Source organism: Rhizorhabdus sp. (genome assembly GCF_018006725.1).
Taxonomy (GTDB): Bacteria; Pseudomonadota; Alphaproteobacteria; order Sphingomonadales; family Sphingomonadaceae; genus Rhizorhabdus.
Genome location: NZ_JAGMXV010000118.1, coordinates 1 through 14,618 on the forward strand (window position 1 = coordinate 1; position 14,618 = coordinate 14,618).

9 protein-coding genes are annotated in these 14,618 nt (G+C 66.9%); 6 read left to right on the forward strand and 3 right to left on the reverse strand.

Annotation, left to right across the window (positions count from 1 at the left end; translation table 11 throughout):
• The first annotated feature begins 201 nt into the window (after positions 1 to 201).
• On the forward strand, positions 202 to 1,374 hold the full coding sequence (locus KAY22_RS15965) for a hypothetical protein (protein WP_296624361.1): 1,173 nt from the start codon (positions 202 to 204) through the stop codon (positions 1,372 to 1,374).
• 9 nt (positions 1,375 to 1,383) lie between these two features.
• Here KAY22_RS15965 and KAY22_RS15970 read toward each other — a convergent pair whose 3' ends face one another.
• Positions 1,384 to 2,058 (reverse strand): hypothetical protein, encoded by a 675-nt coding sequence (locus tag KAY22_RS15970; RefSeq protein WP_296624362.1) that lies wholly within the window; start codon positions 2,056 to 2,058, stop codon positions 1,384 to 1,386.
• A 165-nt stretch (positions 2,059 to 2,223) separates the two neighbouring features.
• On the opposite strand from KAY22_RS15970, the gene KAY22_RS15975 reads away from it, so the two are divergent.
• Entirely contained in the window at positions 2,224 to 4,860 is a 2,637-nt protein-coding gene (locus KAY22_RS15975; protein WP_296624363.1) for a M1 family metallopeptidase, read from the forward strand.
• An 18-nt stretch (positions 4,861 to 4,878) separates the two neighbouring features.
• Here the strand turns inward: KAY22_RS15975 and purU are convergent, their stop codons facing one another.
• Positions 4,879 to 5,733, reverse strand: a complete 855-nt coding sequence (purU, locus tag KAY22_RS15980) for a formyltetrahydrofolate deformylase (RefSeq protein WP_296624364.1) — start codon at positions 5,731 to 5,733, stop codon at positions 4,879 to 4,881.
• 71 nt (positions 5,734 to 5,804) lie between these two features.
• Positions 5,805 to 6,422 carry a hypothetical protein gene (locus KAY22_RS15985; protein ID WP_296624366.1) on the reverse strand — a complete coding sequence of 206 codons (618 nt, stop codon included), beginning with the start codon at positions 6,420 to 6,422 and terminating at the stop codon, positions 5,805 to 5,807.
• 168 nt (positions 6,423 to 6,590) lie between these two features.
• Between KAY22_RS15985 and KAY22_RS15990 the strand changes: the two genes are divergently transcribed.
• The 4 genes from KAY22_RS15990 to KAY22_RS16005 form a co-directional block, all read left to right on the forward strand.
• A complete protein-coding gene (locus KAY22_RS15990; protein WP_296624367.1) occupies positions 6,591 to 7,199 on the forward strand; it encodes a response regulator transcription factor in 609 nt (202 codons plus the stop codon).
• Entirely contained in the window at positions 7,196 to 9,685 is a 2,490-nt protein-coding gene (locus KAY22_RS15995; protein ID WP_296624368.1) for a CHASE3 domain-containing protein, read from the forward strand. The genes KAY22_RS15990 and KAY22_RS15995 overlap by 4 nt, the downstream gene beginning before the upstream one ends.
• Complete coding sequence (locus tag KAY22_RS16000; protein ID WP_296624369.1) at positions 9,682 to 10,065, forward strand: response regulator; 384 nt, start codon at positions 9,682 to 9,684, stop codon at positions 10,063 to 10,065. Before KAY22_RS15995 ends, KAY22_RS16000 begins: the two co-directional genes overlap by 4 nt.
• A 202-nt stretch (positions 10,066 to 10,267) precedes the next feature.
• Positions 10,268 to 14,618 (forward strand): NAD-glutamate dehydrogenase domain-containing protein (locus KAY22_RS16005; protein WP_296624370.1); only part of this gene is annotated, 4,351 nt, incomplete at its 3' end.

Below are 14,618 nucleotides of genomic sequence, written 5' to 3' on the forward strand. Positions count from 1 at the left end.
ATAGTATACTGTCCCTGGTTTAGTGCGGCCCTATTCTTACAGCTAGCTGTAAGACGATTGACGGCCCCAGCCGCATCTGGCTTGCTGCCGGCTCACCGCAGGAACAGGCGGGGCGAGGATGGGATGCAAGGCCGGCGGTCGAAGGACCGCGCGTGCGCTCATGCCCCGACCGCCTGTCCGGCGCGAGCGAGGGGCGAGGCGATGGGCGACGGCAGGACGATATCCGAGAGGCATGAGGATTCGGCACCACCCGAGGTCCGGTGGCTGCCCTTCGTCCTGCTCGGCATCGGCGCGGGGTGCATCTCGGCGCTCCAGCCGCTGCTGCTCGAACTGCTGCGCGCGGCGGGCAAGCTCGACATGGGGCAGATCGGCCTGGCTGCGACTGCGGAAGCGGCTGGGATGGCGATCGCCAGCACGCTGGCGGCGCTCTGCCTGCCGCTCACCCGGCTCAAGGCGAAGGCCGGGCTCGCCATCGTGGCGATGCTGATCGCCAATGGCGGCACGATCCTGACCGAGGGCGGCGCGATCGTAGCCCTGCGTTTCGTCAATGGCGCGGGTGCGGGCATGCTGCTGTGGGCGCTGATCGGGGTGTTCTCGCGCTCGGCCCAGCCCGCGCGCCTGTTCGCCATCTATGTCACCGCGCAATCGGTGCTGGCGCTGGCCCTGTCGCAGGCAATCGGCGAGGTGGTCGCCCCCGCCTTCGGCCATAGCGGGGCCTATGGACTGCTCGTCGCCATGAACCTGGCGATGCTGATCGCCCTGCTCTGGCTGACCGATGCACTGCCCGGCGCAGGCCATGCGGTGCGCGGCCTGCCCGGCGGGCGGGCGATCGTGGCGCTGTTCGCCATTGCCGCCTTCCTCGCCGGGATCATGTCGCTGTGGGTCTATCTGCTGCCGGTGCTGCGCGGCGTCGGGTTCGACGCGCGGACGGCGGGTCATGCGGTGTCGATCGGCATCGCCGCGCAGATCGCCGGCGGGCTGCTCGCGGCGATCCTGGCGCTCCGCCTCGGCGCGATGGCGGCCTGGATCGCGGGCATCGCCATCGCGGGGGCCGCGGTGCTGCTTCTGACGCAGGGCGGATCGAGCCTCGTCATGCTGACAGCCGCAGCAGCCTTCGGTTTCGTCTGGATCTTCGTGCCACCCTTTCAGATGCCCGCCGTCCTCGCGGTCGATCCGAGCGGACGCGGCGCGATGCTGGTGGGCACGGCGCAGCTGGGCGGGACGGTGATCGGCCCGCTCGCAGCGGCCCCGCTGGTCGAGCGCCATGGCGCGGGCGCAGCGGCGACGGCGGCGCTGGCCTGGCTCGCACTTTCGCTCATGCTGCTGGTCGTCTCGCGCCTGGGGTCGGTCAGGCCGGTCCCGGCTGCGGCCTGATATCGACGATCATTCGCCGTCGCTGGTCATCGCCATCACGTCGATGAAACGGCCCCGCGCGTCGAAGCGGCAGCGGAAGCGCTTGATCCCCTCGCCCCCCTTGTCGACGCTGCCGTCGATCGCGCTGCCCTCGCCCGGCACGGGAACGATCGGCCCCGAACGAACCTCGCCGGCGCGGACGGCGTACATGCCCGATACCTCGCCCCGGCAGAAGGACGGACGCACCGCGCGCTGGATCGTCCCGCCGCGCCCCGGCGGCCACAGGCCTGCGGTCGCGACCGGGCCGGCCCCGGCCAGCCCGATGGTGAGGGTGTAGCGCGCCACTTCGTTGCGGCGGGCGGCGTTGCGCATCAGATAGACGCGCACCGCATAGCTGCCATTAGCCGCCAGCACCGAGGAAAAGCGATTGCCGGAGGTCGCGCCGTTGAACAGCGCCTCGGGGGCACCCTGCACCCCGACGTTAAAATAGCTGGAGCCGTTGCTGGTGGTGAAGACGACGCTGAGCTTCTGACCGGCGGCCGCGCGCAGGCTGTAGTCGATCACGTCATAGCCGCGGATCGACCCATGGATCACCTGCCGCGTGGTGCCGCCCGAAAAGATCACGGGGACCGTCCGGATACCCGGCTCCGCCTGCGCCGGCCCCACCGCCAGAGCCAGCACGCCCATCAACGCCTTCGTCACCATCGCGCTACCATCTCCACACGCGGAATCAGCAGCCCACCTCGGCCAGCATAACCAAGGACCGACACGCTTGTCCGCACGATTCTGCACCCGCGTAACGACGGGCCCGCTTGTCCGCTGTATTATCTTGCTATAGCAGCAGGTCATCAGATCAAGAGGGTGTCTCGAATGAAAACGCTGCTTGCCGCCGTCGCCCTGACCGCGCTTTCGCTTCCGCTCGCCCAGTCCGCCATGGCGGCTCCGACCGAAGCCACCGCTGCCGTCCCGCGCGGCATATTGTCCGACGCCGCGACGCCCATCGCCTATCGGCTCGACCTGACCATATTGCCCGATCAGGAGCGTTTCTCCGGCCATGCCGAAATCGACGTGTCGCTCAAGGCGCCGTCCAGCTTCCTCTACCTCCATGCCCGCGACATGAAGATCGGCAAGGCGGTCGCCAGCATCGCCGGCAAGACGATCGCCGCTCGCCATGCCGAGGTCGATCCGTCCGGCGTGCTGCGCCTCGACTTCGCCAGTCCCCTGCCGGCCGGCAAGGCGACGCTCAGCTTCGACTATGACGCGCCCTTCGGCGACGGCCCGGCGGGGCTCTACCGGATCAAGGTCGCCGACCAGTGGTATGCCTGGACCCAGTTCCAGTCGATCGACGCGCGCGCCGCCTTCCCCGGCTTCGACCAGCCCGGCTACAAGACGCCCTTCACCGTCTCGATCACCACCCGGCCCGGCCTGACCGCGCTCAGCAACGCGCCGATCGCGCGCAGCGTCAAGGCGGGCGATCTGGTCCGCCATGAATTTGCCGCGACCCGGCCGCTGCCGACCTATTTGATGGCGTTCGTCGTCGGCCCCTTCGCGACCGCGTCGAGCGAAGTGCCCGCAACCGCGCAGCGCAAGGAGCCGCTGCCGATCCGCATCGTGGGCACCCAGCCCTATAAGGACAAGCTCGACTTCGCGCTGGAGAACACCAAGCCGATCGTCTCGCTGCTCGAAAAATATTTCGACACCGGCTTCCCCTTCCCCAAGCTGGACCAGATCGGATCGCCGGTGATGCCCGGCGCGATGGAGAATGCAGGCGCCGACATCTATGGCGACACGATCCTGCTGCTCGATCGCGGTGCCTCGACCGATCAGAAGAAGACCTTCGGCATGGTCGTCGCGCATGAACTGGCGCACCAGTGGTTCGGCGACCTAGTCACCCCGGCCTGGTGGGACGATCTGTGGCTGAACGAGAGCTTCGCCAACTGGATGGGCTACCGCATCGGCGACGAATGGCGCCCCGACCTGAAGATCGGCGCGGGCGCGATCGACGAGGCCTTTGCGGCGATGAACACCGACGCGCTGAAAGCGGGCCGCCCGATCCATCAGCCGATCCCGACCAATGGCGACATCGATAGCGCCTTCGACCAAGTCACCTATGGCAAGGGCGGACAGGTCGTGGCGATGATCGCCGCCTATCTGGGCGACGAGAAGTTCCGCGACGGCGTGCGACTCCACCTGAAACGCTATGCCTATGGCACGGCGAACACCGACCAGTTCTTCGGATCGCTCGCCGATGCCGCGCATGATCCGCGCGTGCTGGCCTCGCTCAAGAGCTTCGTCGACCAGCAGGGCGTGCCCGTGGTCCGGGTCGAGCGGACGGCCGGCGGCCTCGCGGTCAGCCAGAAGCGCTATGCGCTGCTCGGCACCGAGCTGCCGGCGCAGAGCTGGATCATCCCGCTATGCATGCGCGTCGGCGAGACGCGGCAATGCTCGCTGCTCGACAAGCCCTCGGCTGTGATACCCGTCGCAGCCACGGGGATGATCATCCCCAATGCGGGGGGCACCGGCTATTATCGCTTCTCGCTGCCCGAGGCGGAGTGGAAGACGATGATCGCCGGCGCGGGCACGCTGCCACCGGGCGAGGCGCTGGCCTTGACCGACAGCCTGTGGGCGGGCTTCCGGGCGGGCGAACTGCCGCCGTCGCTGCTGCTCGACGCTGCGCGGGCGATGGCAGCCAACAGCTATTCGGTGGCGGCGGTCGACGGCGGCCTGCGGCTGGCGGGCCTGCGCCAGCGCGGCATGATCGCAGGCGACGCCCTGCCCGGCTATCGCCGCTTCCTGACCGATGCCTATGGCCCCAGGCTGGCCGCGATCGGCTTCGACCCGGCGACCGGCGCCCATGCGGCGGACGATGGCGATCTGCAGAAGCTGCGGTCCGATCTGGTCGGCCTGCTCGCCGGCGAGGCCGAGGATCCGGCGTTGCAGACGCGCCTCGCCAAGGCGGCGACAGACTGGATGGCGGGCGACGCCAAGGCGCTCGATCAGTCCTATCTCGGCGCGGCGCTGGGCGCCTATCTGGCGAAGGGCGGGCTGCCGGCAGCCGAGACGTTGTTCGAGCGCGCAGCGAGCACCGACGACACGCTGTTCCGCGACAGCGCGATCGGTGCGCTCGCCTCGACCGGCAAGGCCGAAACGGGGCGCTGGCTGCTCGGCAAGCTGGACGACGAGCGGCTGCGCAATCCCGATCGCCTGTCGATCCTGCAATATCTGGCGCTGGAGCCCGAGACGGTCGAGATGAGCTATGCTTATGTCACCGGCCATTATGACGATCTGGTCAAGAATGCCGGGCTGTTCGCGGCCGGGCGCCTGCCCAGCCTGCCGATCCGCTATTGCTCGGTCGACAAGGCAGCGAAGGTCGAAAAGGACTTCCGCCCACAGGTCGAAAAGCACCAGCGCGGGGCGCTCAGCCTCGACCGCACGGTCGAGCAGATCCACAGCTGCGGCATCTTGCGCGGCAAGCGCGGCGCCGAAATTCTCGCCGCGTTCCGCTGAGGGGTCGGGCGGCGGCCGTCAGGAAAAGACGACGGTCGTCGCCCCGTTCATCAGCACCCGATCTTCCAGAAAGGCCCGGACCGCACTGGCGAGAACGCGCCGCTCGATGTCGCGGCCCTTGCGGACGAGATCGTCGGGTGTGTCGCGGTGGCTGACGCGCTCGGTGTCCTGTTCGATGATCGGCCCCTCGTCCAGGTCGGCCGTAACATAATGGGCGGTCGCGCCGATCAGCTTCACCCCGCGCGCATGCGCCTGATGATAGGGCTTGGCGCCCTTGAAGCCGGGCAGAAAGCTGTGGTGGATGTTGATGCAGCGCCCGGCGAGGAAGCGGGCGAGGTCGTCGCTCAATATCTGCATGTAGCGCGCCAGCACCACCAGATCGGCGCCGGTCTCCTCGACGATCGCCTTGATCCGGGCTTCCTGCTGCGGCTTGGCATCCTTCGCTACCGGCAAATGGTGAAAGGGGATCGCGCCGAAATCGAGATGGGCATAGGTATCGCGCGGGTGGTTCGAGATGATTCCGACCGGCTCCATCTCCAGCTCGCCGATCTTCCAGCGATAGAGGAGGTCGGCGAGGCAATGGTCGAACTTGCTGGCCAGCAGCAGCACGCGCTTGCGTGAGGAAGAAGCGCGAAAGCGATAGTCGAGACCATGGTCGGCCCCCACCGATGCGAAACCCGCCTCCACCTGGGCGAGGTCGGCGCCCCCGACGAGCGCGAACTCGACCCGCATGAAGAAGCGACCGGTCATCAGATCGTCGAACTGCTGCGCCTCGATGATGTTGGCGCCGTGGCGGGCGAGCGAGGTCGAGACGGCGGCGACGATGCCGGGATGGTCGACGCAGGACAGGGTCAGGATATAGGTCTCGGACATCAGGGCTTCCCAGCGAAACGACGTGGCGCGCCCGCCGCTTGGCCTCGACGGCGGCGGCGGTCAAGCCCGGCCTAGGGGATGCCCGCCTCGCGGAGCGCCTCTGCCGTGATGGCGCGCGCCGCAGGCCAGAGCCGCACGTCACGCTGAAGGCCGAGCCAGGCGGCAGACAACAGCGGCAGGCCGAGCATCCCCGCCATGCCGCCCAGCCGATGGCCGATCGGGGCCATATCCGCTCCGCCGTCGATCGCCGCGACGCCATCGGCGAGGCCCGTGTGGAAGCGCATGACCATGTCGGCCGCCGCATCCTTGCCGAGCAGAACCCCGAGACGGTCGACCGCACCGCCATCGTGGCCGCGCAGCTGCGAGGCCAGTTCGGGGGGCAGAGCGCTGCGCAGCGTGGCGAGGTCGATGGCCGGACCGATGACGGGATAGGCCTGTGTCCCGTTGGTGGACGGCTCCCCCGCCTCACAGGCGATTCGCACCACCCTGCTCCCCTTCGCCGCCGCCGCGTCGAGCGCTTTCCGCCAGCAGTCCTCGATCGGCCCGACGATCAACACCGCTTGCGCCCGGCAGGCTGCCAGATCGGCGAAATCGACCTCCGCAATCGTTCGCAAGATACTTGGCGAAATACCGAGGCACGCAGACAGAAGCGGCGCGAACAGCGCCTCCCGATCGATTAGGAGAATCACCTAAAAATGCCTTCTTCCCCCATGGCGTTGATGGTTATACTAAAGTCTTACAATCTTTTCTCCAGTCGGGTGGGGGCTGAGGGAAGAGGCGCAAGGGAGTGGATCGCCGGCTCCTTGTTCGGCGGTTTTGCGTATCGGGGATTGACGGTGCTTAACGGGCGGATTTTGGTGGCGGACGATCATCCGCTCATCCGGGAAGCCATCCAGCTTTCGATGAGCGCACGGCATGCGGGAATGGTCGTCGACACGGCCGGCTCGATCGCGGAAGCCGAAGACCTGATCCGGCGGAATGGCCATTATCGGCTGCTGATCCTCGACTATGAACTGCCGGACTCCAACGGCTTTGGCGGCTTCTTCCAGCTGCAGCATCTGCTCGAACGTACGCCGATCGCGATCATCTCCTCGCACGACGGCGAGCAGATGGTGTCGACTGCGCAGGCAGTAGGCGCTGCAGCCTTCCTGTCGAAACGGCTGCCGCTCGAACGCACCCTCGCCTCGATCGAGATGATCCTGAATGGCGGGCGCGTGTTCCCGCAGAGCAGTCCTGTCGAGCCCAGGGTCGACGATCTGCGCAAGCGGTTCGAATCGCTGTCGGGTGCTCAGCGCCGCGTGCTTCTGGCGCTGGCGAGCGGCGATCTGAACAAGCAGATCGCCGGTGACCTGGGCGTGTCGGAGGCGACGATCAAGGCGCATCTGTCGGCCATCTTCCGCAAATTGGGAGTCACCAACCGTACACAGGCGATCCTGGCGATGCGGCCGCTATTGCAACCTGAATGACGCGGATCAGGGCGCGCCGCTCCAACGTCAAGCCCAGCTGGCTGTCGATCGCGATGGTCGCGGCGATAGCGCCGCTGACGCTGGCGGGGTTCAGCCTCTGGATCGAGAACGAAGCGCGGCACGACATACATACGCGGCTCGCCATCTACCGCACCCAGGCCTATCAACACCAGCTGGTCGAGCTGACATCGTTGCTGAAGGATGCTGAGTCGGCCCAGCGTGGATATCTGATCACCGGAGACCGCGCTTTCCTGCAACCCTATCTTGAGGCCAGGGCGAGAACACCCGAACGGGTGGCGTCCGTTCGGCGCCTGACCTCCTCGCCGCAGGATGCCGCCGACCTGGCCGAGTTGCTCCGCTTGAACGCCGCGAAGTGGAACGAAATGCGGCGGACCCTGGAAATACGCGATGGCGGCAATCCCGCCGGGGCAATCGAGCGACTGCGCGCCGGTGAGGGCCAGCGCCTGATGGACGAGATTCGCGCCGTGGTCGACCGGATGACCACCCGTGCCGGCGCCGGGCTTGCACGGGGAATGCGCGCGGAGGAGCACCGCTTCGAAGAGATCCGTCTTCAGGTCTTTGCCTCGATACTGATAACAAGCCTGATCGCGGGCAGCGTGGGCATCTGGATCGGCCGGGACCGGCGGATGCGCCATCTGCTCAACCGTGAGCGCGCCGATATCGCGGCACGGCAGCGCGCAATCTTCGAGAGCGCGACCGATGCGATTATCCTGATCAATCCCAGCGGCAGCATCGAGACGATCAATCCCGCCGCAGAGCGCATGTTTCTCTACAACGCCGCCGAACTGCTGCGCCGGGACATCGCTACGCTGATCGACATCGCTCCCGGCGAGGGCTCCTTTCTGTCGCGGCTGGGCGTGCGCGATGGACGGCTCGCCAAGACCGAGCTGATCGACGTCACGGGGCGCACGAGCGCCGGCGAGTTGATCACCCTCGACGTCGTACTCGGCACGATGGAGTTGCCCGATGGGGTCCACATCGTCGCCGCGCTGCGCGACGCGACCCGTCGCAAGGAGGTCGACCAGCTCAAGGACGACTTCATATCGACCGTCAGCCATGAACTGCGCACGCCGCTGACCTCGATTGTCGGCTCGCTGGGCCTCCTGCGCAGCGGCGCGGCCGGAGCCCTGCCCGGCGACGCGCAGCGTCTGGCCGAGATCGCCGAGACCAACAGCCAGCGGCTGATCCGCCTGATCAACGACATCCTCGACATCGACCAGATCCGAAAAGGGCGGATGGCGTTCGACTATGCGGTGATCGATCTGCGCGACGTCATGCAAAAGGCCGTCGAATCGATGCAGGGGCTCGCCCAGCGCAGGTCGGTGACGATCGAATGCGCCGCCCCGCCGCATCCCGTCATGGCCTGCGCCGATCAGGACCGGCTGGTGCAGGTTGCCGGCAATCTCCTGTCGAACGCGCTGAAATTCTCCCCCGAGGGCTCGACCATCCGGTTCGAGCTGTTCCCCGGCGAGGAGGATCATGTCATCCAGGTTACCGACAACGGGCCGGGCATTGCGGCGGATTTCGCCGGGTCGATCTTCAACCGCTTTGCCCGCGCCGACCGCCCGGCCAATCGGAAAGTGGGGGGCACGGGCCTGGGCCTCGCCATATCGCGCGAGATCGTACGGAGCCATGGCGGGGACATCTCGTTCGAGAACCGGGCTCAGGGCGGCGCCATCTTCGCTTTCAGCATTCCGCGCGACACCGCCAGCCTGACCGAATCCGACAACGCCGTACGCCTGCTGGTGTGCGAGCAGGAGCCGCAGCACGGGCGTTCGATCCAGTCGATGCTGAACGCCCAGGGCTATGCCAGCGACTTCGTCATGACGGTGCGGGACGGGATCGCCCACGCACGGTCGCAGCCCTATGAGGCGGTCATCCTCAATCCCGCAATGGGGGACGTGGAGGGAATAGACGCCGTGCGGCGCTTCGGGCTCGCGCGGAACCGGGCTGGGCAGCCGACCCCGATCATCGTCGTGAGCGATCGTGTCCCGCCAAGCGATGGCAGCGACCGGTTTCTGGCCGGCTGGCTGCAACGCCCGGTCGATCCGCGCACCATGGTGCAGATCGTACAGCGCGCGATCCGCAGAGCCGACCATCGCAAGGCCGTGATCCTGCACGTCGTCGACGACGACGACACCCGCGAGCTGTTCTCTGCGGCGCTGGCCGGACGCGGCCTGCTGCTTAACGCCACCAGCCTGCGGTCAGCCGAAAAGATTCTGGCAGAACGCCTGCCCGATGCCATCGTGCTGGATCTCGGTCTGCCCGACGGATCGGGCAAGCGGCTGCTGACCGACGTCAAACGCTGGAAACGGCCGCTGCCGATCATCGTCTATTCCGCGCAGGAAATCGACGAGGAGACCCGCCGGCTGGCCGATGCGGTGATCGTCAAGTCGCGGCGCGCTCTGTCGCGCCTCGCCACGACCGTGCTCGACATCGTCGATCGCCATGGAGGCCCGCAATGAGTGACCCCACGCGCATTCTCTATGTGGACGACGAGAGCGACATCCGCCTGATCGTGCAGATGGCGCTGAAGCTCGATCCGAATTTCGACGTGCGTACCGCCGAATCCGGAGATGCGGCGCTGAACCTGCTGACAACCGACGGCTGGCGCCCCGACCTGGCGATGATCGACGTCATGATGCCGGGCATGAGCGGGCCCGAACTGCTCGGTATCCTGCGCGCCGATGCGCGTACCGCCTCGATTCCGGTGGTGTTCGTTACGGCCCGGGCCCGCCCCGAGGATGTCGACGAGTATCTCGCAGCCGGAGCATTTGGTGTGATCACCAAGCCCTTCGACCCGCTTCAGCTTGCGCCGCAGGTCCGGGACATACTGAGCGATTGAGCGCCAGGCGGCAGAAATTTGCGCATTTCCGCCAAAGCGCGGGAAAAAGCGCCCTCGCCTTTGCACCGCCCGCATGGAGTTTGCATTTTCCGTAACAATCGTAACCATGTCTTGAGACTGTTCGGATAGGAGGCCATATCCGGGAGAGTTTTCCCGTTCGTGATCCGGCCGAGACTGGACGCGGCGAGCAGGAGCGGACCAGATGGATATCGAAGCGGCTGATCTTTCCAAGTCGGACAGCCAGGATTTCCCCAGCATCTTCGCCAAGGCTCTGACGAGCGGCGCCCTGCCCGGCGAGTTGGCCGGCATGGACGAAGCGCAGCTGGACGCCGCTGCCCATTTCCTTGCGGACGTCGCGCACAAGCGCCAGCCGGGCCACCCCGCGATCACCGTCCAGAGCGTCGGCAGCACGAGTGACGGCCGCCGCCTGATGCGGATCGCGATCGTCAATGACGACATGCCCTTCCTGGTGGATTCTGTTTCTGCCGCCATGGCGAACCACAATGTCGAAGTCCGCCGCCTGCTCCACCCGGTGGTGGCGGTCCGGCGCAACGAAGATGGCGTGCTGACTGCACTGCTCCCCAACGGAAGCGTCGGCGAACGCCGCGAATCCTTCATCTATCTGGAAGCCGACCGGGTCGACGCGCGCGACCGGCAGGCCCTCTCCCAAGCGATCGCATCGGTGCTGGCCGACGTGCGCGGCGCCGTCCGCGACTGGCAGGCCATGCAGGTCGCGATGCGCGACGACGCGGAATTACTGCCCGACGGCGAGGGCGCGGCCCTGCTGCGCTGGCTGCTGGACGGCAATCTGACGCTTCTCGGCCATCGCGTTGAAGGGGCCGGAGAGCCCTCGACCCCGCTCGGAATCATGCGCGTCGGGTCGCCCGAATTGTGGCGCAAGAACACGGCAAAAGCTGCACTCGCCTGGTTCGAGGAAGGCGGCAGCGCGCCGTTGGTGCTGAAATCCGACTGCCGCTCTACGGTCCATCGCCGCGCCCCGCTCGACCTGATCGTCAGCCCGGTGCGCGAGGGCAAGAAGATCAAGGGCCTGTCGGTCCATGCCGGCTTGTGGACGAGCGCGGCGTTGCGCACACCGGTCGACGAGATTCCCGTTCTGCGCACACGGCTCAACGCGCTGGAGGAGAAGCTCGGCTTCGATCCACGCGGGCACGCCGGCAAGGCGCTGCACCACGCGCTGTCGGAACTGCCGCCCGATCTCGTCCTGGCGCTCCCTGCCGATGCGCTGGAACGGGTCGTGCTGAGCGCGATGTCGCTGGTCGATCGGCCGCGCCCGCGCCTCGAACTCGTGCGGACGACGCTCGGCGAGCATCTCGTGGCAATCGTCTGGCTCCCCCGGGAGCTTCTGACCACCGGCAGCCGCACGGCGATTGCCGACATGCTGGGCGAGGCCACCGGCGCTACTTTGGCCAACTGGTCGCTGCAGCTCGGCGAAGGCGACATCGCGCAGATCCGCTATATGTTCGACCTTCCCCCGCATGCCGACGTGCCCGACAGCGAGCCGCTCGACCGGCGCCTGACGGAAATGCTGCGGGGCTGGGAACCTGCGGTCGAAGCCCAGCTGGCGGAACTTGAGCCGGCCAACCGGGCAGCGCGCCTGGCGATCGACTATGCGGCGGCTTTTCCCGGTACCTATCGCACCCATTCGACCCCGTCCGAAGCGGCGACCGATATCCTGCGCATGAACGCCCTGCCCGACGGGCAAGCACGCGGATGTCGCCTCTATCGCAAGGAACGCGATCCCGATGGACGCCTCCGGCTCAAGATCTACCGCAAGGGCGCGCTGATCCCGCTTTCGGAAGCCGTGCCCGTGCTGGAGAATTTCGGCTTTCGGGTGCTGGAGGAAATACCGACCCCGCTGAACGGCGGGGATGTCGGCTATATCCATGATTTCCTGCTCGACGTCGCCAATCCCGACGGCATCGCGCAACTCCTCGAGAACGCCGCCATTGCCGAGGGCGCGATCGCAGCCACGCTCGAAGGGCGCGCCGAAAACGATCTGTTCAACGAACTGATCGTGACTGTCGGCCTGCAGCCCGAAGAGACGGTGCTGTTCCGGGCCTGGTTCCGGTATCTGCGCCAGACCGGCTTCTCCTATGGCCTCGCCACTGCCGTAGAAGCGCTGAAAAAGGCACCCGGCGTGGCGCGCGACATCATCGCCTATTTCCGCTCGCTGCATCAGCCCGGGCAGCGCGACGACAAGCGCGCCGAAGCGCTCCACGCCGCGATCGAGACCGGCCTGAAGCAGGTCAGCGCGATCGACGACGACCGCATGCTCCGTCGCTTCCGCGCAGTCGTGCGCGCGACGCTGCGGACCAACGCCTTCTCGCCGGCCGCCAAGGAAGCGCTGGCTTTCAAGATCGATTCGAGCGGTATCCCCGGATTGCCCGCTCCGGTTCCATGGCGGGAGATCTGGGTGTACAGCCCGCGTGTGGAGGGCATCCACCTGCGCGGCGGGCCGATCGCGCGCGGCGGGTTGCGCTGGTCCGACCGGCGCGACGATTTCCGCACTGAAATTCTCGGCCTGATGAAGGCGCAGGTGGTCAAGAACGCCGTGATCGTGCCGACCGGGGCGAAGGGCGGCTTCTATGCCAAGCAGTTGCCCGCGCCGTCCGATCGCGACGCCTGGCTGGCCGAGGGCACCGAAAGCTACCGCATCTTCATCCGCTCGCTGCTGTCGGTCACCGACAACATCGTCGACGGCAAGGTGGTCCACCCGGCCAAAGTCGTCGTCCGCGACGGCGAGGATCCCTATTTCGTCGTGGCCGCCGACAAGGGCACCGCCACCTTCTCCGACGTCGCCAACGCCATCGCGGTGGAGCGCGGCTTCTGGCTGGGCGACGCCTTCGCCAGCGGCGGCAGCCATGGTTACGACCACAAGGCAATGGGCATCACGGCACGCGGCGCCTGGGTATCGGTGCAGCGTCACTTTGCGGAGATGGGCGTCGACGTCCAGAAAGACCCTGTCCGCGTCGTCGGCTGTGGCGACATGTCGGGCGACGTGTTCGGCAATGGCATGCTGCTGTCGGAGTCGATCCGGCTAATCGCGGCCTTTGACCACCGCCATATCTTCCTCGATCCGGACCCCGACGCGGCGCACTCCTTCGCGGAACGCCAGCGGCTGTTCGCCCTGCCTCGCTCCAGCTGGATGGACTATGACGCCAAGCTGATCTCCAAGGGCGGCGGTATCTTCCCGCGCGATCAGAAGGAGATTCCGATCTCGGCCGAGGTCAAGGCCGCGCTCGACATTCAGGACGATGTTCTCGATCCGTCAGCTCTCATCGCAGCGATCCTCAAAAGCCCGGTCGATCTTCTCTGGTTCGGCGGCATCGGGACCTATGTGAAGGCGCACTCGGAGACAAACGCCGAGGTCGGCGACCGCTCGAACGAGGCACACCGCGTCAATGGCGAGGACGTGCGGGCGCGCGTTATCGGCGAGGGCGCGAACCTGGGCGTAACCCAGGCAGGGCGCATCGCCTTTGCGCTCAAGGGCGGCCGGATAAACACCGATTTCATCGACAATTCGGCCGGCGTCGACTGCTCCGACAATGAGGTCAACATCAAGATCGCCCTCAACCGCGAGATGAACGAAGGCCGGCTGCCATTCGACAAGCGCAATGCGCTGCTCGGCCGCATGACCGACGACGTCGGACGGATCGTGCTGGAGGACAACCGACTGCAGACGCTGGCGCTTTCGCTCGCCGAGCGCGGCGGCGCGGATGCCCTGCCCTCGCAGTTGCGCGTGATCGAAATCCTGGAGGATGCAGGGCGCATCAACCGTGCCGTCGACGGGCTCGACGGCAACGACATGCTCCTGCGCCGCGTTCAGGATGGGCAGGGACTGACGCGCTCCGAACTGGCGATCCTGTTGTCGCACGGCAAGCTGGCGCTGCAGGATGCGATCGAGGCGAGCGACGCCACCGCTGATCCGGCGCTGGAGCCCTTGCTGCTGGCGAGCTTCCCCGAGGCGATGCGCAAGACCTTTGCCGATGCGATCCGCCAGCACCGGCTGCGCCCGCAGATATTGGCGACAAAGATGTCGAACCGCGTGATAAACCGGCTCGGCATCGTCGCTCCGTTCGAGATTGCCGAGGAGGAAGGCGTTGCGCTGGCGCAGGTCGCGACGGCCTATTTCACCGCCGATGCGCTGTTCGGGCTCGAGGCTATCTTCGCAAGCATCGAGACCGCCGAGGTCGAGGAGCAATTGCGCCTGACCCTTTTGACAACCCTCGCGGACGCTGCCCGTTCGCACGTCGCCGATTTGCTGCGCAGCGTCGCACCCGGAACCGACATCGGGGCCGTCGTGGAGATGTTGCAGCCCGGCCTTCAGCGTCTGGATGCGTCGCGCGGCGAACTGTTGAAGGCCGAAGCGCGGCAGCAGTCCGATCAGCTCCGCCAGCGGATCGATGCCGACCGGGTCGATGCAGCCGTCATCGACGGGCTGATGCGCATCGCCGAGATGGATGGCGCGATCGGCACCGCCGCGCTTGCAAGCACGCTGTCTGCCGACGAGGTCGATGTCACCCGTGCCTATG